20 protein-coding genes are annotated in these 22203 nt (G+C 46.4%); 6 read left to right on the top strand and 14 right to left on the bottom strand.

The genetic code is table 11. The annotated features are described in order from the left end of the window. Positions 1 to 95: 95 nt before the first annotated feature. The 4 genes from GO755_RS33100 to GO755_RS33115 form a co-directional block, all read right to left on the bottom strand. Entirely contained in the window at positions 96 to 971 is an 876-nt protein-coding gene (locus tag GO755_RS33100; RefSeq protein WP_157589729.1) for an NAD kinase, read from the bottom strand. 103 nt (positions 972 to 1074) lie between these two features. Next, the gene (locus tag GO755_RS33105; RefSeq protein ID WP_157589730.1) at positions 1075 to 1743 is read right to left on the bottom strand and encodes a CBS domain-containing protein; all 669 of its coding nucleotides are present in this window, start codon (positions 1741 to 1743) and stop codon (positions 1075 to 1077) included. Between the two features lie 187 nt (positions 1744 to 1930). Then, positions 1931 to 2707, bottom strand: coding sequence for an alpha/beta fold hydrolase (locus tag GO755_RS33110; protein WP_157589731.1), 777 nt, complete (start codon positions 2705 to 2707; stop codon positions 1931 to 1933). Continuing rightward, entirely contained in the window at positions 2704 to 3321 is a 618-nt protein-coding gene (locus GO755_RS33115) for an anthranilate synthase component II (RefSeq protein WP_157589732.1), read from the bottom strand. Before GO755_RS33115 ends, GO755_RS33110 begins: the two co-directional genes overlap by 4 nt. A gap of 220 nt (positions 3322 to 3541) precedes the next feature. Here GO755_RS33115 and GO755_RS33120 point away from each other — a divergent pair, with 220 nt between their 5' ends. Continuing rightward, positions 3542 to 4846 carry a protoporphyrinogen/coproporphyrinogen oxidase gene (locus GO755_RS33120; RefSeq protein WP_157589840.1) on the top strand — a complete coding sequence of 435 codons (1305 nt, stop codon included), beginning with the start codon at positions 3542 to 3544 and terminating at the stop codon, positions 4844 to 4846. 57 nt (positions 4847 to 4903) lie between these two features. On the opposite strand, the gene GO755_RS33125 is transcribed toward GO755_RS33120, so the two are convergent. Further along, positions 4904 to 6532 (bottom strand): carboxylesterase/lipase family protein, encoded by a 1629-nt coding sequence (locus GO755_RS33125; protein ID WP_157589733.1) that lies wholly within the window; start codon positions 6530 to 6532, stop codon positions 4904 to 4906. Between the two features lie 172 nt (positions 6533 to 6704). Between GO755_RS33125 and GO755_RS33130 the strand changes: the two genes are divergently transcribed. Then, positions 6705 to 7430: an NUDIX hydrolase gene (locus tag GO755_RS33130; protein WP_157589734.1), complete on the top strand. Its 726-nt coding sequence runs from the start codon at positions 6705 to 6707 to the stop codon at positions 7428 to 7430. 25 nt (positions 7431 to 7455) lie between these two features. Here the strand turns inward: GO755_RS33130 and GO755_RS33135 are convergent, their stop codons facing one another. Further along, entirely contained in the window at positions 7456 to 8628 is a 1173-nt protein-coding gene (locus GO755_RS33135; RefSeq protein ID WP_157589735.1) for an Ntn hydrolase family protein, read from the bottom strand. Positions 8629 to 8766: 138 nt separating this feature from the next. Between GO755_RS33135 and GO755_RS33140 the strand changes: the two genes are divergently transcribed. Next, positions 8767 to 9576: a hypothetical protein gene (locus GO755_RS33140; protein WP_157589736.1), complete on the top strand. Its 810-nt coding sequence runs from the start codon at positions 8767 to 8769 to the stop codon at positions 9574 to 9576. 18 nt (positions 9577 to 9594) lie between these two features. Here the strand turns inward: GO755_RS33140 and GO755_RS33145 are convergent, their stop codons facing one another. Both GO755_RS33145 and GO755_RS33150 read right to left on the bottom strand, forming a co-directional pair. Then, the gene (locus tag GO755_RS33145; RefSeq protein WP_157589737.1) at positions 9595 to 12039 is read right to left on the bottom strand and encodes an Ig-like domain-containing protein; all 2445 of its coding nucleotides are present in this window, start codon (positions 12037 to 12039) and stop codon (positions 9595 to 9597) included. 232 nt (positions 12040 to 12271) lie between these two features. Further along, entirely contained in the window at positions 12272 to 13213 is a 942-nt protein-coding gene (locus GO755_RS33150; protein ID WP_157589738.1) for a hydrogen peroxide-inducible genes activator, read from the bottom strand. Positions 13214 to 13396: 183 nt separating this feature from the next. Here GO755_RS33150 and GO755_RS33155 point away from each other — a divergent pair, with 183 nt between their 5' ends. Beyond that, entirely contained in the window at positions 13397 to 14185 is a 789-nt protein-coding gene (locus GO755_RS33155) for a hypothetical protein (RefSeq protein WP_157589739.1), read from the top strand. Between the two features lie 41 nt (positions 14186 to 14226). Continuing rightward, the gene (gene hemH / locus GO755_RS33160) at positions 14227 to 15288 is read left to right on the top strand and encodes a ferrochelatase (protein WP_157589740.1); all 1062 of its coding nucleotides are present in this window, start codon (positions 14227 to 14229) and stop codon (positions 15286 to 15288) included. Positions 15289 to 15610: 322 nt separating this feature from the next. Here the strand turns inward: hemH and GO755_RS33165 are convergent, their stop codons facing one another. The 3 genes from GO755_RS33165 to GO755_RS33175 form a co-directional block, all read right to left on the bottom strand. Next, complete coding sequence (locus tag GO755_RS33165; protein ID WP_157589741.1) at positions 15611 to 16198, bottom strand: carboxymuconolactone decarboxylase family protein; 588 nt, start codon at positions 16196 to 16198, stop codon at positions 15611 to 15613. 114 nt (positions 16199 to 16312) lie between these two features. Continuing rightward, the gene (locus GO755_RS33170; protein ID WP_157589742.1) at positions 16313 to 16867 is read right to left on the bottom strand and encodes a peroxiredoxin; all 555 of its coding nucleotides are present in this window, start codon (positions 16865 to 16867) and stop codon (positions 16313 to 16315) included. A gap of 291 nt (positions 16868 to 17158) precedes the next feature. After that, entirely contained in the window at positions 17159 to 18241 is a 1083-nt protein-coding gene (locus GO755_RS33175; RefSeq protein ID WP_198175004.1) for a hypothetical protein, read from the bottom strand. Positions 18242 to 18446: 205 nt separating this feature from the next. Between GO755_RS33175 and GO755_RS33180 the strand changes: the two genes are divergently transcribed. Then, entirely contained in the window at positions 18447 to 19382 is a 936-nt protein-coding gene (locus tag GO755_RS33180; RefSeq protein ID WP_157589743.1) for an OmpA family protein, read from the top strand. A gap of 2 nt (positions 19383 to 19384) precedes the next feature. On the opposite strand, the gene GO755_RS33185 is transcribed toward GO755_RS33180, so the two are convergent. From GO755_RS33185 to GO755_RS33195, 3 genes are read right to left on the bottom strand one after another with little or no spacing between them, the layout of a single operon-like run. Continuing rightward, the gene (locus tag GO755_RS33185; protein WP_157589744.1) at positions 19385 to 20284 is read right to left on the bottom strand and encodes a DMT family transporter; all 900 of its coding nucleotides are present in this window, start codon (positions 20282 to 20284) and stop codon (positions 19385 to 19387) included. Between the two features lie 11 nt (positions 20285 to 20295). Next, positions 20296 to 20919 carry a hypothetical protein gene (locus GO755_RS33190; protein WP_157589745.1) on the bottom strand — a complete coding sequence of 208 codons (624 nt, stop codon included), beginning with the start codon at positions 20917 to 20919 and terminating at the stop codon, positions 20296 to 20298. Further along, positions 20916 to 22193 (bottom strand): AAA family ATPase, encoded by a 1278-nt coding sequence (locus tag GO755_RS33195; RefSeq protein ID WP_157589746.1) that lies wholly within the window; start codon positions 22191 to 22193, stop codon positions 20916 to 20918. Before GO755_RS33195 ends, GO755_RS33190 begins: the two co-directional genes overlap by 4 nt. Positions 22194 to 22203: the final 10 nt, after the last annotated feature.

A 22203-nucleotide genomic window follows, 5' to 3' on the forward strand; every position in this document is an offset into this window, starting at 1 on the left:
TTGGCAGTATACCGTAAAAATTATGCCACAAATGGGAAATAGAGGGAAATTGAGAAAACTAAGGCTGACTGTATACAATCTTCGACATTGATTCGTTAATTACGGATATCCCATCCCCAATTAAGTTTACTACGCAATGTATTCAGGAAGTTATCGTCACTAAGTTTAACCAGCCGAGCCTTAAATGTTTCTTTCTGAAGACTAATTCGAACGGATGTGTCGACAGTGAACGAACGCGAATCCAGCGCGGCCAGGAAATTGCCACTCCGGCTCTCAACTTCGAACGTAAACTGGCAGGTATCCATCACAATCATGGGTCGTACGTTAAGGTTGTGCGGGCTAATTGGCGTTATGATCAGGCTACCAGTATGAGGTAATAACACTGGCCCACCACAACTGAGCGAATAGCCAGTAGAACCCGAAGGTGTCGATACAATAAGACCATCGGCCCAGTACGAGTTTAGAAATTCACCATCAAGGTAGGCATGAACCGTTATCATCGATGATGTCTGGGTACGTGTGATTGTGAAATCGTTCAAGCCGAAAGGCAAGCTCCCAAAAATATCCTGACTCGACCGAACGCTTACCAATGTCCGCTCATCAATGCTATACTGCTCGTTGAAAAGTGCATCGATCATGAGTCGCACCGATGCTGGTGCAACGGTTGCCAGAAAACCCAGTCGTCCAATGTTGATGCCAATAATCGGAATCTCTCGCGGCCCTACATGCGTCACAGCGTCGAGCAGTGTACCATCGCCACCCAAACTAAAAATAAAATCAGCATCGGTAACCCCTTCCTCAACCGTATAGGTGGCCTGACTGTAATGGGCTACGCCTGCATTATCCAGAAACTCGCGATAACCTTGCGAGATAATCAATTCGGCCTGACGTCTGGCCAGTTCCTCAAACATGGACTGGATATAAGGCCGGGCCGATTCGGGAAAGTTGCGCCCGTGAATGGCGATTTTCATAAATAAGTGAATAGGTTGTAAGTGAGTAAGTTGTAAGTAGCTGATGCATTCTGTCATTGATGATATGCCACTTACAACTTACTCACTTACAACTTACAACATTTTATGTATTAAGATAACGAAGTAGCGAATCGAGCCGTTCCTGGTCTATACTTTCGACAGGAGCGTTGGCAAAAGCAGCTTCAATTTGATAACCGAAGCGTTCGAGTGTTGAAATAACGGGCGAAATATCCCGTCGATTAAGTTTTAGCGTTAATCGGGAGCGGTCTGGCATACCATACGCAGCGCTCGAAAAGTAACTGCTAATGATTTTGACGTTGTTGGATTCGACTAGTCGGCTAATTTCTGTCAATGAATAATCGCGCTCGTTCATGTTCAGAATCAGAATAGCGCCTATATCCTGTACACCAAGTTCCTGTGCAAATTGCTTAAGTAATTCGCTAACAGCAATAGTGCCGATGAATTCCTGAACTTCATTCAGAACAGCCACCACTTCCATTTGCTGCTGAATAACCAACCCTAGTACTTCAAATAAGTGTTGGTCTTCATGTACATAGGTTTGTTCAAACAGACGCATCACATTGCCTAATGGCCGCTCATCGTCGGCAACATCCATGAGCAGTTCTTCGCTCACGATACCCCGGTAATCGCCCTGATCAGTCAGTACGAGTTGCCCGACGTGGTGTTCCTGCATCCAGTCCAATGCCTGCCCGACAGAGTCGGTTGGCTTCAGAGCCGGAAGCATAGGGTCTATTAATTCGGCAGCCAGCATAGGTAATAACGTGTAGTAGATAAAACAGAAAACTGTTTGTCAGAAAACTACGGAAATTCCTCCATAGTTTCCAAATCTTGTTTGGTAGTTAGTTAAATAAGTGAAGTTGGTGGAGTAGGTGAAGTGTGTTTAACTAGTAATTCGTATATTCTTACTGCACTCACTTCACCTACTCCACCAACTTCACTTACCCCACCAACTCACTAACCAGATGCCCGGCGAGCCAACCATCCAGCAGTTGGTTAAATCGGTCGGGACATTCCATCATGGGAGCATGACAGCACTTATCAATAAAGTATAGTTCCGAATTGGCAATCAATCGATTGAATTCATGGCCCACTTCAGCCGGAGTAATAGTGTCATTGAGTCCCCATACCAGCAACGTTGGTACCTGAATCTTGTACAAATCTTTTGCCACATTATTCCGTTGAGCCGATTTGGCAATGCCCACAATACTCATGCATTTAGGAATACTGCTGGTAATCTCGAATACTTCGTCGATTAGCTCTTTTGAAGCCACCTTTGGATCGTAGAATGTATAGGCAACGCGCTCTGCAATGTAATCGTAGCTTCCTCGTTTGGGAAACGACCCACCCATACCATTCTCAAATAAACCCGAACTACCTGTGAGCACCAGGCCCCGAACCTGATCGGGATTCTTGAAGGTATAAAGAATGGCCAGGTGACCACCCAGCGAGTTACCCAGTAGCATCATACCGTGCAGATCTTTTTGGGCAACAAATTTTTCAATGTACGCTACCAACCCTTCCAGACTTGCCTGTCGAATCGGCATTTCATAAATAGGCAATAGCGGAATTACAACTCGGTAGCGATCCGAAAAATTACTAATCACACTATCCCAGTTACTGAGTGCGCCAAATAGGCCATGTAGCAATAGTAGCACATCACCCTGACCCTCATCAACATAGCGGAAGCCCGCTTCTTCCCGAATCTGATAGTTCATACGTATTCAATAGTTAAGGATGTGGCGGAATCTGTTTTTTTAGGAGTAAACAATACAAAGTCAATCCAGTTTTTTATGATTCGTAATCCGTACTGAGTTAGTGCGGCTTCAGGGTGAAACTGAACACCCCAGATCGGCAACGTCTGATGCCTCAATGCCATTACTTCATTCTGCTGCGTAACAGCCGTAGCAATCAATTGATCAGGCATAGCTGTCAACACCAGCGAATGGTAACGGGTTACCTCGAACTCCGTTGGCAGACCATGCCACAACAAATCGGTGGTTAGCACACGGGTTGACGATACTTTGCCATGCATCGGACGATGGGCTGGTATGAGTTTCGCACCAAAAAACTCACCCAGCGCCTGATGTCCCAGACAAACACCTAGTATGGGCACATGCTTATGGTAATAACGGATCACATTCATAAGTTGCCCCGCCTGCTGAGGAACACCTGGTCCCGGCGACAAAACAACTGCATCAACAGGTTCGTTTGTCAACTGACTCCAAGATTCGTTGTTGCGCACAACCCGGCAACTGGCACCTGCCTGCTGTAGATAATCTACCAGCATATAGGTAAATGAGTCGAAGTTATCAACAACCAACAGATTCATGCCGCTATAACGCAACTTGTTGCCACAAAATTAATATTTTCTAAAAAAAAACAACAACTAACAATTACTAATACCTGATTATCAGAATGTTAAATTTTTATAAACTTCGTATAATTCAAGTTTTATAGAAAAAGTACCACATATATGTGTTGGATTTTGTTATCCGGTTAGCGTGTCATTTAAATTTGATCTTTATTCGGGTTCTCAACTTATTATGAATATGTCTACTGATTCGTCTGGCCAGTCGGATTCGCCCCACGTGGATTCGCGCGTTATTATTATTGGTGCTGGTATAGCTGGCCTAACCTGTGCTGTTTATTTGAAACAAGCCGGTATTCAGGCGCTCGTACTCGAAGGCAGCGATGGCGTAGGGGGGCGTGTTCGCACCGATATAGTCGATGGTTTCAAGCTCGATCGGGGTTTTCAAATTTTATTGACGGCCTACCCGGAAGCACAGCGCCTGCTCAACTACAGTACTCTCAATCTAAAGCCTTTCCGGTCAGGAGCGTTGATTCGTGATCAGGGTAACTGGATAACGCTGCAAAATCCGCTACAGGAACCTCTGGCCATTTTTCAGACGCTGGCGTCTTCGGTCGGTACACTGGGCGATAAACTGCGTATTGCTGAACTAATGCGCCAAACCCAAAGCCTGACATTTAGTGAATTATTCCGCCAGACACCCAAAACGACCCTGGCTTTTTTACAGGAGTATGGCTTCTCCGATCAAATTATCGAACGTTTTTTTCGTCCTTTTTTTGGGGGCGTTTTTCTGGAAGATGAGCTGACAACATCGAGCAACTTCTTCGAGTTTTGTTTTCGGATGTTTTTCTCGGGCGACGGTGCTGTACCAGCGCAAGGCATTGGAGCCATTGCAGATCAGTTGGCAAGCCACCTGGAGCCTGGCCAAATTCGCCTTAACAGTCCAGTAGAGCAGCTTTCGGGTAATAACATCCGTTTGGCTACTGGTGAATCACTCACAGCTGGTACCATTGTATTGGCCGTCGATGCAGCACAGGCTGCTATCCTGTTAGGAGACCCTGCTCCTACTCCGCAGGCATTTAACCAGACAACCTGTACTTATTTTTCAGCTGATCCTGATCAGGTTACCATTAGCCCTGAACAGAAAAAGCTCTTAATTCTTAATACAAACCGTAGTTCAGTTGTACACAATATCGCAATCATGAGTGATGTTGCACCCAACTACGCACCTGCGGATAAAGTTCTGATCTCAGTAAGTACGCAAGGACAGCAAACCGTTAGCGAAACGGTATTAGCGGAGCAGATTAAACAGGAATTGAGCAGTTGGTTCGGTGAGGGAGTTCAAGCATGGCATCACCTGCGAACCTACTCTATTCCACATTCTTTACCGGCTTACAATCCAGAGCAGGCTGGTGAAGATGCTCTTCGCAAACCCCTACGACTAGGGACTAATCTGTACCAATGTGGTGATCAGACGGGGTATCCATCGCTCAACGCGGCTATGCAGACTGGTCGTGAGGTAGCTGAGATGATTAGTAAAATATGACAAAAAAGTCAGGCTACTAAGCCTGACTTTTTGTTAAACAACGACAACCGATTGACTTTACTGTTTGGCGCTTAGTTGATCCAAAAACAGGTAACGCGCCCGGTTTTTCTCTGTTTCGGCACGTGTATTCACATCAATCTGCATAACATCAACAGGCTTATCTACACTCACAGCTGACCATTTTGGCAAGCCCGGTCCATTAGGATTAGCGGTTTTTATGAAGTTGGCAAAGTAATTCTGCATCACTTCCGATACTTTGTAATCGTCAGGTGTCCAGGCATATACTTTGTTAAGCGGCAGATTACCCATTGCATACTCGATTTCGGCAGAGTGTACGGCACCACGAGCAGGCGCTATTTTCATTGCGGAGGAATTTCCTCCTTTTACGACACCACCAGCCAAACCAGGTGCAGCGTCACCCATGGCCGCCGTCATAGCTGGGCGTGGGCGTGCGTACAGGTAACGATACACAGGCTTACCGCCCGTTTTCGCCTGCATATCAGACCAACGCCAGGTGCTGTAGCCAATGAAGCGGTCGCTGGCCAGATCAGTAGCTGCCTGCGCAACTTGCTCATCGCTACCAGCAGGATATAATTTCAATACTTCGTCGGCACGTTCGGGATAGAGTTTCTTCACGGTAGCCGTGTAATTCGCTACAGTTGGCTCTTCCTTTCCCATGACAGCGCGGTAATTCATTTCTTCCGAATTCCAGCCAACCAATAAAGGCACGTGCGCCTGCTGACCTGTTGCGAATAATTCAACCGGCGATTTCGGGAAGAAATACCCATCCAGTGCCGATGTGAACCAGGGAACACCAGGTTTGGTCGTAGCCTCAAGTAGTTTTTCGGCCGACATCGCCCGTAAATCAGCCAATGAATTCGCGCCGATACTGGTCGCAAACTTTACGCCCGCTTCTTCGGCAGTAGCCAATGGAGCGGGTGGTAACGTCCCTAAAAGAGAGCCGCTTTCACCAATGGCACCTGCAATCAGGTTCTTCGATAGGGGTGATACCATGAGCGCACTTACCGAAACGGAGCCTGCCGACTCACCGGCAATCGTAACCCGCTTTGGATCACCACCAAAAGCAGCAATATTTTGCTGTACCCAGCGCAAGGCCGCAGCCTGATCTAAATACCCGTAGTTGCTCGATGCGTGATGGGGTGATTCTTTGGTCAGTTCGGGATGAGACATAAAGCCAAACACACCCAACCGATAGTTTACAGTAAGGGTCACAATGCCTTTGCGAGCCATGCTTTCACCATCATAGCGACCTTCAGAACCGTCGCCCGCCACAAAGCCACCACCATAGAAATACACTAGTACAGGCAGTTTCTCGGAAGCCGATTTGGCCGGTGTCCATACGTTCAGATATAGGCAATCTTCGCTCATACCGTCGGAGCGGAAGCCCATATCACCAAAAATAGCACCCTGCATGGCGCGTGGGCCAAAATGGTCTGCTTTACGCATACCCTGCCAGTTCTTGGTTGGCTGGGGTTCTTTCCAGCGTAAATCGCCAACGGGAGGTTGCGCAAAAGGAATTCCTTTGAAAGCGCGAATGCCGCTGGCTTCGGTAACGCCTTCCACCATGCCATTGACCGTTTTGGCCTGGGGTGCATTGGCTGACTGAGCCACAGCCATGTCGGCCAGAGGAACAGTCAATAATGAAAGCATAAAAAGGGTTTTCATGACAATCTGTTTAGTGTATTCGTGTAAAAAAGAAGCCGCCTAAATCGATTTACCCTCAAATCAGGCAACTTAGTAAAGAATTGTTTTTATTATTGTACCAATTTGTTACAATAATAAACGCTTCAATCTGGACGGCCAAATTTTTTGTTATTTGCGGCTAAATTTTAATAGTATGCGTGATCAATTACACCCGGAAGAAATTGAACCAGATGGGGACGACTTTTTACCAGGTCTGGCCATCGACGCTGTAATTTTCGGGTTTCATCAAAATCAGTTGAAGATTCTGCTGCTGGAATATCGCAACACAGGACTGATGGCGTTACCGGGCGGCTTTATTCTGACAAACGAAAATCTGAACGATGCAGCCCGGCGAGTTTTGTCAGAACGAACGGGGCTAAGCGATATTTACCTTGAGCAGTTCTACGTTTTTGGCGACCTTAATCGATTCGATCCGGCCCCGATGCGGGCTATCATGGCGGCTAAAGGGTTTATGCCTCCCAACAATCACTGGTTGCTGCGCCGATTTGTATCGGTGGGTTACTACGCGTTAGTCGATTTTACAAAAGCGGTTCCTATTCCCGATTCGCTGTCGGATAGTTGCGCATGGTACGATTTGGCCAACCTCCCTCTTCTGATGCAAGACCACCAGTTTATTGTTCAAAAGGCATTAGACACTCTACGCACCGACCTCGACCGCAAACTAATCGGCTTTAATTTACTGGCCGAGACCTTTACCATGGCCGATTTGCAAAGTCTTTACGAAACCATTCTGGATCAGAAACTGCATCGATCTGGCTTTCAGCGCAAGATGCTCAGTCTGGGAATTTTAGAGCGCCTGGATAAACACTACAGTGGTGGTGCACACAAAGCGCCATTTCTGTATCGGTTTATCAAATAGCCATCCAGAAACACGACCCCGGAACTTACTTTTCCCGCTTCTTTAACTCGTTTTTTTGTTCAGCTGCTTCGGATTGAATCATGGCAACGCGGTTTTGATCATCAAGCGTAAAACGTTGGAGTACAGTAGCGTTTTCGAAGTCGACACAGTATAAATAGCTTGACTGATGAGCTGCTTGCTGGCGTTCGAGAAGGGTCAATGTAAGCAGTTTGCCCAGCTTTGCGAGCTCGGCCTGACTGTCTTTTTGAGCAGCTGAAATCCCTTTCCAGAACTCAGGGGTGAAATCTTCTTCTTGCAAACGCCCCATGGCAACATTTTCCAGAATGGTCCTAATTCGTTTGGTAATCGCGGGATCACTATTAGCAATGGGTGGATAATCATCCCACAAAAAGCGCTTCATCAGCGGCAAAAGGGGCACCGGTGCCTGGGCGAGTTCCTGCCTGATTTCAGGAATTTTGTAATAGTGGCCTCCCTTGCTCAATTCCTTCGCCAGGTTAAGCTTGACCTCATCCTGCTGGTTGGCAAACGAGATGAGCGATAGTTCACCAGCCCTTAAATCATATACGGTAGAGTACTTAGTGGCATACATACCTTCCTGCAAACAAGCCTGCAAAATGGGAATTCCGTTTGCCAGCGTTGGTTCGGGAGCCGCCGATAACAGCTTAGAAAGGGTTTGTCCGCCATACCCAAAACCCCTTGATTGATTTGATCGGTCAACATGGAGTTTACCGTTCGTAGCGCCGATGATCACAGAAGCTCCGGTGTTGTCTGCGATCAGGATTTTTGCATTGGAGAAACTTGGCTCCAGGTTTTTCTGGTAAAAGGCAATGGCTTCATCGACGGTAGCACAGGTTTCCAGCATTCGTTCGCTGGGATTGCCCTGAACCCGTTTCATGGCAGATGTCGGTGTCCATTCTTCGTCAAATCCGGCTACCCAGTCAAAAGCCAGCCCTTTTGTATTTACGCCACCCTGCGCCCAACCATCGTCAAAACCAACATAAGCGCAACCATAATACCCTTTCTCGGCTGGCAGAAACCACATTCTGGTGGCAGGATTAGAGTAATCCTCGTTATTGAAAAACAAGGTTCGCCTGGCATCTGTAAGCACGAAAATAGTACAGGCCGATGTGTAGTTAACCGCACCTAACAACAGCCAGCACAATCCACATACCGAAACAATAGACAGTCGAGTTTTCATGGTTTCAAGAATTTAATAGTCAGTGGGTAATAAGATTGTTGATGACGTTCAAGCGTACAATAGGGTTTATCTAATTTCTATTCCAGCTAATGCTTTGCAAAATAGCAGTTAAATTGCTGCCAGATTCATTGATTTTTCATGCGTGGAAACGTATTGCTCCGTTATGGTTTACCCTTGCTAATTGCCCTGCCGATTGGCTTTCTACTCCTTTATCCGCAGCTAATTCACTGTTTCAGAATCAGGAGCTCAGAAAACTTTCGGCTACTCAAAGATATACCAAATGTCTACATTCATCAGACAGCCACAAGCCAACAGCAAAAGCAACTTCGTCAACATATAGTAGCGGCTCGCAATCGTATCCGGAGATTCTGGGGTGATCAGCGTGGGCAGGCAATCCTGATTTATTGCCCGAACCAGTCTGACTATGAGCACTATTGCGCTGGGGGCGAAGGGGCCGGTTGCAGCCTGGGAATGCCGTGGGGAACCTCCTACCTAGTTCTGGGTCCCGATGGCAATAATGTCGACGTAATTGCCCACGAGTTGTGTCACGATGAATTATTTGCACGGCTGGGCTGGTGGCGCGTAAAACGGCAGATTCCACAGTGGTTCAATGAAGGGCTTGCGCTGATGGTCGATTACCGATTCAGCAATCCAACAGTATGGGAAACGCCAGACAGTTCCTCCCACGATGCATCGGTTTGGGATGAAACCAACCCAACGCCCTATCCGCCAAGCCCCATGCTAAAACTCTCCGAACTCGAAACCACCCGAGATTTTTTCGGGAGTAATGCAACCCATACCATGCAGGCTTACCAAACAGCAGCCGACGAAGTGGCGCGTTGGCTATCGATAGCTGGCCGGAAAAGTGTGCCCATCCTGGCCGATGCCATCGCCAAAGGGAATGATTTCGGGGAGGTTTATCGCCGATTGGAGCGGGAACACATGTAGACACTGACGAACCAGTTTCTACAATTTCACAATCCGCCGGGAAACCCTTCGATCTCCCACCCGAATGTGCAGAATGTACGTGCCTGCCGGATGCTGGTCGAGCGCGAATGACGACGTAGCGTGCCGGGTTTCCTGTCGATTAGTTGTATGTCCGTTCAGATCCATAATTTCTAAAAGTGCCGTTTGCGTAACAGGCAGTCCATTGATGCGTACCGTCAGATTTGCTGTTGCGGGCACAGGGTACACCTCTACGGCATCGGCTAATGATTGATCCTCAATGCCTAGCAGCGGATTTACGCTTACAATAACCATGCGATCTGTTAAAGAACCACTACCACAACCATTACTAACTGATGTCAGGAAATAGGCAGTTGTTTTTTTGGGATTAACGGCAAATGGATACGGATTTATTGTAGCCGTTAGCGATTGAACAGCACCCAATCCGGCGGATGTGCTATCACGATAGGAGAACGTCCAGGGCGCATCTCCCGAAAATACAACCGATAAACTGGCTGGTTGTCCTTCGAAGATCGTCTGATTACCCGTAAGTGTTGCTGCCGGCAATGGCCGAATAGTTAGTATTGTTGGGCTGATTGTTCCATTAATCGGTATTTTCGGGTTTGTGGCAATGACCCGCACCCGGTAGAGCCCACTGGTAGCATTAGCCGGAATAGTACCAACAACTTCTCCATTCGCGGTCTGGCTCATCGGCACATCGACATAAGCCATTTTCGTCGTATCGGTTTCGACCTTCGCTAGTTGAAGTTTGAACACATTACCCGAATTAAAGGCCTCCGAAGTGGCAAAACTGGCGGTCAAGCTCGTTCCGGCACAAACTGTTGCGGATGTTAACGCCAGGGTTTGGATAGTTGGGACAAGTACCGTAACGGTCGCTGATGATCCACCTGTAAGCAATCCAGCTCCACACTTATTACGCACTTCGGCAACCTGATAAATAGTTGTTTGCGCTGGCATAACCAGTATTGTCGTGTCTTTTATAGCGGTTCCGGTCAACCCGTTCGACAGCTTATATTGATAGGGGCCCACTCCCAGAAAGGTTAAGGTAAGCGGTACTTCCAAACCCAGATTGGCGGTAGTTGAGCCGAGAATAGATAGGGTTGGCAGCGACTGAACAAATACCGTGATGGCTACTTTCGGACTTTCGCAACCATTGGCCGTTTGTGTTACATAGTAAACATCCCCATTTGGATTCGTAGAGGCACTTAGGGTTGGTGGCGCAGGAGCTGTTGTGGTCACGTTTCCGTTCGGATCAGTCCATTTCAGATTTGTACCCGTAGCCGTAAGCGATTGCGCAGTAGTACCCTGACAAATTTCAACCGTCGTCTTAGCGACGGTCGGCACTGGCGTCGTCAGAACTGTAACGACAAAGGTAGCTTTCGGGCTTTCGCAGCCACCTACTGTTTGCGTAACCAGCAACGAAAAAGAGCCTCCTTTATCGGTACTAATGGTAGGCGCTTCGCCAAACATATTTCCATCGAGATTGTACCAGTGTAGTCCCTCGCCTATTGCCGTTACTGGTTCGGCTGGTGCAAACTGACAGATGTTCTTTTGTGTCACACCCGGAGCCGGTGGTGTGGGTGTGACCGTTATGGTGAATGCAACTCGTGGGCTTTCGCACCCATTTGTTGTCTGACTGATGTAGTAGGTTGTCTGACTGGTTTGCGATGTACTAACCACTGGTGCCGTAACAGATCCGGTTCCGCCTGTACTGTTCGTATACCATAACAGATTTTGGCCCGTAGGCTGCACTACCGGAACTGTCGTATTCTGGCAAACCAATAACGACTGGACATCAGGAGCCTCAGAAGGCGGCTTGACTTCTACGGGAGTGACAGCCCGATCGCTTTCACATCCATTCAGTTGCTGGGCAACATAATAGTTAACTACACCGGCATTACCAGTCGATGGCTGTGTTGGGGTCAATACACCGGTTCCACCTGTTGCATTTGTTCCATACCAGACCAGTACCGCACTGGCATCTGTCGGTGTGGCGCTGAGTGGCCCCGTTGATTGGGCCTGACAAAGCGAAAGTGAATTGGCGGGAACTGTTGGCAAAGCTGGCTTGGCTTTCACCGTCAGAATGCTCGAACTGGGTGTTCCATTAATATCTGGATTTTTTGATACCAATCGAATCCGGTAAGTCGTTCCGGCAGGCGTATTGGCTGGAATTGTAGCCCGATAGGAAACTTCATAACGGCCTGAGGCCGACAAAAAGGTAGAAGGAATGTCAGTATAGGTAGCTCCATCATTAGACAGTTGTACTGAGAATTCGCCAGCGGGGGCGGTTCTAATACCTGTCACGTCTATTTGTGAACCTGGGCAGACAGATGTCACCGCCAACGGTTCAGTATCAAGTGTTTGTGCCAACACCTGACTAGTCGATACGAGCTGAATAAAGCAACTTAAGAAGATGAACAGGTGTTGCCAATACAGTTTGGTCATAATAGGGCAAGGTAAATGGTGGTCATTAGTATTAATCGACTTATGGGTTAGCTGCTGATAAATGACCAGACAAACAAATATATATCTCTATCTATTGATTTATACTTAACGGCATAACATTACTAATAATAAACTGTTTACGAAAAAGACTATTCTGTCCCATTTACGCTCAATCGTCAACTACGGCTCACGCCAATACGGTCATTTTTATCTTGATTCGACCTCTTACTTACTATTTCAATCGAACCACCTGGCTGCTTTTTTCTTTACTGGATACTTCATCAGGCAAATGCGTCAGAATTTCAGCTCTGAAGGTATTAATGAGTTTACGTTTCAGAAAACTTCGATGCATAACAAGGCTCACTTCACGTACTGGCTGGGGCAAATCGAACGGACGAAGTCGCGCCTGGCGTGTTGTATCCATATCGAGCGTAGCCAGATAGGGCAACAAAGTAAATCCTCCCTGTTTGTCAATTAGTTTGATAAGTGTTTCAAGTGAGCCCGTTTCATAACGCAAGGCATTTGTACCGTTTGCCTGTCGGTCAGCCCCGCATAGGTTCATGACCTGATTACGGAAGCAATGCCCTTCGGTCAGTAACCAAAGACCATCCATCTGCAGGTCGGCAGGGGTAAGCGCTGATTTGGTTAACAAGGGATTCGAATCGGCGGCATAGACCACAAAAGGCTCCTCGAACAATGGAATTTCGGTAATTCCATTTTCGGTTAAGGGTGTCACAACTAAGCCTACATCAATCAACCCATTTCGAAGTCGTTCAATAATTTGCTCAGTCACTAATTCCTGAATCTGCACCGATACGGCAGGATACTTAGCGATAAATTCACCAATGAAATAGGGCAACAAATAGGGCGCCAATGTCGGGATAATGCCAATTCTGAAATCGCCCCGAAAATCGTCTTTCGACTCGCTGACAATTTCGGGAATACGGCGGGCAGCCCTTAATACATCCCGTGCCTGCGCCAGAACAGCCTGCCCTGTTTCGGTGGGGACTACAGGTTGTTTCGAGCGATCGAAAACCAGAATACCCAGTTCATCTTCCAATTTCTGAATCTGCATGCTCAGCGTTGGCTGAGTTACATGGCAGGCTTCAGCGGCTGTAGCAAAATGCCGATAGGTATCAACAGCAACAATATAATCGAGTTGGGAAAGCGTCATTCGCAAAGATAGATATGGGATGTATGATGTAGGATATATGAAGTATGAAGTATGATGTATGATATAGCTGACGCGAAATACATCTTACATCATATATCATACATCTTACTTCATATATCTAAACCGTCTAGAACCAAACCAATGCGTTGTTGTTCTATTTTTGCACTGCAATCCTCACTACTTATGAAAGAAGTTCTACTACCCCTGTTCCTGCTGTTGATTAATGCATCATTCAGTCAGGCGCAGTCAGGAAAAACGTCGAATCCACCCGCTCCCGGTTTTGATGTAACAGGTTCAGACCCTCGTGCTATACAAATTGCCGATCAGGTCATGACTGCCATGGGTGGTCGGGCTGCGTGGGATGAAACCCAGTTAATTGCCTGGAATTTTGATGGGGTCCGAAAAATCATCTGGGACAAATGGTCGGGCGATGTCCGGGTAGATAATCTGCATGACGATCAGACCGTTTTGCTAAATATTAATAACGATATGGGGCGGGTTTACCGTCATGGAGAAGAATTACTTGCCCCCGATTCGGTTGCCAAGTATGTAAAGCAAGGGAAACGAAACTGGATTAACGATTCCTATTGGCTACTCATGCCATTTAAGCTCAAAGATTCTGGCATAACACTCAAATATCTTGGAGCAGAACCCACTCAAACGGGCAAGGCCGCTGATGTCCTGCAGGTAACTTTTAAAAATGGCAGTATTATGCCCGGCGCCCGGTATAAAGTGTGGGTCGATAAGAAATCTCATCTGGTAAGCCAGTGGGCCCATTTCCCCAAACCTATTGATAAACAACCTGTTTTCACGCTTCCCTGGGAAGACTATCAGCAGTATAGCAATATTCTACTTGCCAGCGACAGGGGAGACCACGACCTGACTGATATTATGATTTTTACAGGCCTGCCCGGCGAAGTGTTCAGCGATTTCACCCGTACAGATCTAAGCCGTTATCCGGGAGCCAAGTGAATGCAATAAACCAACCTAGTTAAATCTCTGTTTTCCTCTACATGGAAGTTTCTGTTTTACAGCCGCACGTCACTACTCCAAAATCAGTGGGTAAAACGGGCGTTTTGATTGTTAATCTCGGTACGCCCGACAGTCCCGCTGTTCCGGATGTCCGTAAATACCTGCGCGAATTTTTAATGGATGGTCGGGTGATCGATATTCCACTTGTTTCGCGTTTTTTTCTTGTCAATGGGATTATCGCTCCGTTTCGGGCGCCAAAATCAGCTAAAATTTACAAGCAGCTCTGGACTGAAACAGGCTCACCCTTGAAATATTATGGCCATATTGTGGAGAAGGAGCTGCAAAAACAGCTCGGCGATGCCTACGTAGTAAAGCTGGCTATGCGGTATCAAAGTCCCAGTATCGAAGCAGGTTTGAGTGAATTTCAGCAGTTAGGATTGACCGACATTGTTGTTGTTCCGTTTTTTCCGCAATACGCATCAGCTTCCACCGGCTCTGTTTACGAAAAGGTAATGACCATCGTAAAAAGTTGGGAGGTTATTCCGGCCATTCGATTCGTGAATCGCTTTCTGGAGCATCCTAAATTTATTGAAGGCTTCGCACAAATCGCCCGCAAATACATGGCGGCTTACGATTACGACCACTTTCTGTTTAGCTACCACGGCTTGCCCCAAAGTCAGATTCGAAAAGGTGACGTAACGAAAACTGTTTGCCAGTTCGGAGAGTGTTGTCAGACATTCCATGCCTTAAATCAGCATTGCTATCGGGCGCAATGCTTTGAAACAACGCGTTTGCTCGTGCAGGCGCTGGGCATTCCCGAAGGTAAATACACAACCTGTTTTCAGTCGCGCCTGGGCAGCGATCCCTGGATTAAGCCTTATACCGACGACGTCATTAAGGAATTACCGGCTAAAGAGATCAAGAGTGTATTGGCGTTTTCGCCCGCTTTTGTGGCCGATTGTCTGGAGACCACAATCGAGGTAGGGGTAGAATATAAGGAATTATTTGAGCAGGCAGGCGGAAAGCACTGGCAATTAGTCGAGAGCCTGAATGATAGCCCAATCTGGATCGAAACCCTGGTCGATCTGGTCAAAACAGTATAGTTTAAACGCAGAGATGCGGAGAACACAGAAAGTTATAGCGCATTACTATTCTCTGTGTTCTCCGCATCTCTGCGTTTAAATCAGCCGTCAAAAAAGAGCCCGCTTCTTGTTTAGAGAGAGCGGGCTTTACATTACGGCAGATACAGTACTGAGAATATAAGAGGCAATTTATTGCAACAGTAATTACAGTAGCAACATACTATATTTCTTACATCTGGCACCAGACTATATATGCGTTACATTTCTTTAACGCATCTTCATTTACTAATGTTTCCCGGCAGCTCATTTTTTATCTTGTCGGGTTTATCAACGACTCGCAATCCTACAACAGTGTAATCAAGCCTTTAATGACCGAGGCCAACCGGATGGCGTCAAAAATACGTGCTTCACTAGCACCGTGTTTCAGCACACTTTCCTCGTGCGACCGAACGCAGAGCTCACAACCATTAACAGCCGATACGGCCAGACTCATTAGCTCGAAAAACTCCTTGCCCAGTACCGGATTCATCATGATACTCATGCGAATACCTGGCTGTGTTTGCTGATAATAGTCTTTACCAACAAAGTGCCGGAACCGATAAAACACGTTATTCGTGCTCAGCAATGAAGTGCAGGCAATGGTTTCGGCTACCTCGGCATCGGTTGCTCCTTCCTGTCGGACAGCGGTTGTCAGAGAATCAACCAGCGGTTGTAGTTTTTCGTTGACAGCTACTGACAGAGCCAGCAGTAAGCTCTCTTTTTTCGTCAGCGTCTGACTACTGTTGAGCACATTGCCAACATTAATTTTCAGATCACGCAAATAGCGATGATCAGCTTTCGCCAGCGCATCCAATGCAGGATACTCGGCTTCTGTATCCAGTCCCACTAAATTCAGTAGCGACGTAACAGTTTCGTTTTGTGTGGTCGTCATGATTTTAAAGAGTGAAATCGGACCGCCGAAGCGGAGCGAAAGAGCGAAGGGTGAAAAGACTGCCAGCGGCATCGCTCTTTCACTCTTGCGTTCTTTCGCTCTTTAAATCATTGATTAAGCCGTTAACGTAGCTTCGCCCTTAACCCAGTTACATGGGCAAAGTTCGTCGGTTTGCAGAGCGTCTAACACGCGAATTACTTCATTTACGTTCCGGCCAACTGATAGGTCGTTAACCGCTACCCAACGAACAATACCCTGTGGATCAACGATGTACGTTACGCGATATGCTACTTTCTCGTTTGCTTCCAGAATACCCAGTTCTTCGGCCAGTGACTTCGAGGTATCGGCCAGCATTGGGAATTTCAGACCACGCAGATCGTCGTGGTTTTTACGCCATGCCAGGTGAACGAATTCGCTATCTGTCGAAGCACCAATAACCATCGTGTCTCGATCCTGGAAATCTTCGAACTTCTTGTTGAACTCGGCAATTTCAGTTGGGCAAACGAAGGTGAAATCTTTAGGCCACCAGAACATAACTAGCCACTGACCCGCATTCTTATGATCGTCTGACGAGATTTCGTAGAACTCGTTGTCTTTATCGAGCGAAACAACAGCTAGTTTCTTAAACTCCGGGAACTGAGACCCAACTGAGACAATGTGATTTTTCATGGAATTTACTGAGGTTGTATTAAGAATCAATCTTGATCAAGTGCAAATTACGGAAGCAATACGCATAGAGAATATGATTTTTATCAATCAGCTCATAGATAAAAACTATCACTTTCCATGAATTATAATGATATTCAGCCCACTACGATTTTTTAACAACGAAAGTCACTGCTCATCTTCTTTAAAGAATAATGCAATCGATTAAAATCGTCCAAATTATAATTTTACCAATACAAACAAAAAAAGCCCGATGAATTGCTCATCGGGCTTTCAAACTATATAGGCTAACGATTAGGCCGCCATTCGTAAGTAGGGTTCCTGTCCTGATTGTGGTTCTTCCAGCATCGGCGCAATGACCGTGTTCATTCGATCCCGCACAAAACTCTCCTGGAGATAAGACGGCAATTTGGCTACTAATTGGCGATAAGCCTGCATACCAAGCGCCTTCGCAATATAAGCTTCGTGAACTGAATTCACATGAGCCACAATATTCACTAAACTTTGGTGGAACAGTTTCACATCAATTTCAGAATCGACAAACCGTTCGATTTCCCGATTTGTTGACGAAATCCGCAGTCGGCTCAACATGTCGAAGTAGGTCGTATATCCGATTTGCTTAGCCAACTGCTTGTATTGCTCTACGCTGAATTTTTGCAGAATCTCACCTGTTTTCGGACTACGTAATGCCGTTTTCGGATTCGTCTGAATCGCGTTACGTAAAGCCCGCACCCGCTGATCACGAGTGGTTTTCAGAAACTGCGCCAGTTCAACCTGAACCGAACCTTCGCGCGAAGGCAACAATAAATCGGATTTAGCAGCTACGGTAAACCGCTTCGCCATCGGTAACCGTTGAATGCGATAGCTGTTGATTGGCCCGAGTGCATAATAGCCAATTGAAGCCGGGTAATAACCGCGAACAACCATGTTGCCAATCCGCTTGCGAATCAATTCTTCATTACTCACATTAATACCCTGCACGGCCAGAAATGCCCGTGCACTGAACAGGGCGCTGTAATAAGCCTGCGGAAACGTCCAATGCAACGAGCTCTGTAGATACTGTTCGTCATTAACAACAGGCGTAATACGCAGGGCATATTCGGCGCTCCAGCTATTTAGTAATAACTTCTCCAGCGCTTTGCGGTTTTCATCAGTCGCACGCCCATAGAACTGTTGAAAAATGGGAAATTTAGCGAGGTCAAAAAGGTCGTTTTGGTGATGGATGTGGTAATCCATCGCAAAAAAGTGGTTCAGAAACACCTGCGCCGGAATAGACTTCCGCCAGTTATCGTCGAGCGGCAAATTGCCCGCTGAAGCCTGTGCAAGGGGTGCCTGAGCGTTCGGGGAATGCATCGTTGCGTTGGTTTTCTGTGTCATACAATAGTAACGAAAAAGAGTGTTTTCCCGTTCATTTTTTACCAACAATTTTCACCATATAACTATACTGTAAATCAGCCAATTATCTATCATTTTTTACGATCAAAAATTAGCCTGAAATTAGGCTAATTCAGGCAGGACCGATGGGTAAGTTTTAGGTATTTAAACGTACTTTTGCGGTACGTTGCAACGTTGCCTCTATAGTATGAAGTGGACAAAATATATAGTGATTTTTGGAGGCCTGTGCCTGAGTAACTTAGGCCCGTCTGTAGGGTTGGCACAACCCAAACACCAAGTTGCTCCACCAGATGGAACAGCCTCCCTTGAAGGAACAGTACAGGATGGTCAAACGCAAAAGAGCATCGCTGGAGCCATAGTAATGGCAAAAAATCAAGCAGGTGTGATCTATACACAGCAGGTAACAAATGCTGATGGTAGTTTCCAGCTTAAGCTTGATCCAAAATTGCCTTATATTATTTCAACCAAAGCCGAAGGGTATGGTACGACTGATGAGCAATTGGCTTTTACGTCGGGTAGTACAAATCGATTATTCGGAAAAACCATTCTACTATTCCGGATTAACTCAAAACCTGTTAGCACAACTACAGCTTCCCCAGTCCATGCGACAACATCAACCGTAGTATCACCCCCACCTGCTCGCCCTGCTACAACTCCACCAGTATCTGAGCAACCTGCGGTCAGTAATACGTCTGTCGTTCAAACATCGCGTGTAACGCCCCCTAAAACGCTGGATGCAAAAGTGGTTTATACTCCTCCGCCAATCGTGGCTGCTGCTGGCAAAACGACGCAGCTACAGGCGCTCCAGTTTGTTCAGAGTAAGGCAGAACTGCTACCCGATGCTCAACCCGCCTTAGATCAACTGCTGGCCTTTATGCGTGACCATGCTACCGCCGAAATTGAGCTGGCAGGTCATACCGATAATCAGGGCGATTTTGACGAGAATCTTAAGCTCTCTAAACAGCGGGTAGAGTTAGTAAAGGATTATCTGGTAAAGAATGGAATTGCTGCTAACCGAGTTACCACACGCGGCTATGGCCCTACCCGCCCCATCGCGAGCAATAATTCTGAAAACACCCGAAAACTCAATCGGCGCGTGGAAATGACGGTATTGAAGGAATAAATCTATTTCCTCCCCAGCCACAATCCGCCAATAACCAGCCCCGTTCCGGCAACAGTGAAAAGGGTTATGGGTTCGCCCATGAGTAGGTACGAGTACGCGAAACCGAAAATCGGGCAGAGAAATAGCCATAGGGATGCCCGGATTGCATCTTGCCGAACCAGATAGAACCACAGTTGCAGTGCTGCCACCGAGACGGGCAGAATCAGCCAGAAGACTGACGCCCAAAAGCGTGCGTCAAAGTGAGATTCGCTCAATACGGCAGGATCAAGTACAGCGACGAGCAACGTGAATGGGAGTAATTGAAAACCACCTAATAACACCTGCCAGCCATTGGTAACCAGATTCGGCAATCGCCAGTTGATGCTGGCATAATAGACCGTTGCCGCCGATATGGAGATCGTTCCAACCAACAGAATCAGTAGTCCTTCAACAGTAGCGTAGCTATTTTGAAGCAGCGGGTAAGTCGCAATTCCTACTCCTAAAAGGCCCAGCAGCAAGCCACCCAGTTCATTCCAACGTGGCATTCGACGTAGCCATAGCGCCGATAATAAGGCAATGAACAATGGATTGGTGGCCGTCGATAAGCTGCCAATACCTGCCGATACCTGCTTAAGCGCCATCACAAACGAACCGAGATAAATAGTGGTATTGAGCAGTGCGAAGATGGCTAATTGGCGAAATTCTACACGCGTAGGCCAGGCGTTTTTTGGACTACCTGTCTCGTTACGCTGGACTCCGTACGCATAAAGAAGCATGCCGCTCCCTGCGATAAGAAATCGGACGTTAGCCAGAATAAGCGGATGTGCAGACTGCACGCCAAACTTGGTAGCAACAGAGGCCGAAGCCCAAAGAGCAGCGAAGAGCAGGCCGGCTGGCGCTCCGGCGGGAATGAGTTGTTTCATTAGAGACCGGCTTAGTCGAAGAATTCGGGAGGTAGGCTTTGTATTGCTTTTATGGATCGCATTAGCATTGTAAAATGGCTATCACGAGATAAAAGTTTTTTAATCAATAACTCCTTCTCAAATTCTTCATTCTCATTACCCAGTTTCTTTGCATTGTGCCATTCAGCCACAGCATTGACCACTTCATGATGCTTGTCTTTGACTGCAGGCTTTAAGTCTTTGTGAAGATGATTCAGAAGGTTAGCCGTATTTATGGCTTTTTGATTAGACAAATCCCTTGCCTTAAACAAAGAATTTCCCCCGAACTCAACAACGTAGATTATTTCCTGCTCAACATCATCGTCCTCATGGCAAGGATCAAGATAACCACCTACTGGCGTTTGCTTTGGCCGTTGTTTGTTAGCCTTCTGGTCAATAGCATACAGGTTATCCCAGGTATAGACTAAGTCCGGACTCTCAGTTTGCGTCATGAAATGATCGACCTCCATTTCGTTGGGGCTATCGAATACCTTCTCTGTCAGGTAACATTTCCCTCTAAAAACTTGGTGTAATGCGTCAATTACGTCTGAACTACGATACGATTTTTGACTAGATAATGAAGGCGGAGCGGGTTGGTCCCGAACTACGTTAATCATTGGTGGGCAGTCTGTTGAGCTTCTTGTTGGGCGATTAATAACTCCAATTCAACTTTAAGAGTCGGGGAAAGGTAATCGCTGTTCTCATCGTAAATCGCCTGCAAAGCATCTTTCATTTCGGTTGGCTTATCACCAAGCGTAGCTAGTACGTTATTGACCTGAGCAATAATCCCATCAGCAATGTCAGAATATTCATTGTTCAGCTCGAAGTGCGACATCATCAAATCCGAATAACTCCGGCCCGCCGTCTCTTCACTAATACGACTTTCTTTCGTCGTCAAATCAAAAATTGTAGCATTCTTGATACTGGCAATTACAGCCGGTGAATGTGTAGCCGCAATGAATTGAATGTTTGGAAATAAGCTGGTTAGTAATGGCAAAACCTGCTCTTGTAATTGTAGGTGCAAATGCGTTTCCGGTTCATCAATTAGGACAATGCCGCAGGGGTTGTAACTGTAGTCATTGACTTGTTTACGGATGAGATCAACGCGCATGAACAAGTCCATTAAAATGCTAAGTAAGGCAGAAAACCCCTCAGATAAAACGTCAAATGTAAGTTGGCGGCCATCAGATAATTGAAGAAAGAATTCAAAGTTTTCTCGGACAAAAACTAAGCTCAAATTTTCATCTTCAAATATTGAACGAAAAGCAGTCGTGAGTTTACTAAAAAACGCTTCGGATTCAGAGAGTCGAGTTTTATCATTCTCTAGTTGATCAAAGGCTTGGTAAACCTTCTTATTTACCAAATACTGCTTAAACTGTTTAATAAAAGTTTCTGTGGAATCGCTATTTTGAAGTTCGTTTGTAAAATCTGTTTCCTTTGTAACAGTGCTAACCGGGCTTACTTCACTATTACGCTTAGCCTTTAGATGGGAATATATAAGTTGAGTTTTATTTTGAGTCCAAATGGTGTCTACTGGAACTACATAAGTTGGCAGTATTCGTTCTAATTCTGAAAGTTTTGTTTTCCATGTCCGCACTGTTGAGTCATTCATCCCTTGTTTAGATGAGCGACTTTTAATACTAGATTTCAGCTCAGCAACTTGCTGAATTGGATCTATCGCGCCGTTTAAAAAAGCCGTTTTTCCTCGCCAAGAAGAAATATGATTATTAATTATCCTCAAAATCGTACTCTTTCCCGATCCATTCTTCCCTGTCAAAATCAGATGACTAAACGGTTTGTAGTCGTGTAGCTCAATGTTGAAATCCTTATACGCGTAACAGTCGTTCACGTACAAGGATTTGATATAGGGAAATTCTTCCGGCGTAATCATAGATAACGGC

Source organism: Spirosoma arboris, assembly GCF_009754945.1.
Lineage (GTDB): Bacteria > Bacteroidota > Bacteroidia > Cytophagales > Spirosomataceae > Spirosoma > Spirosoma arboris.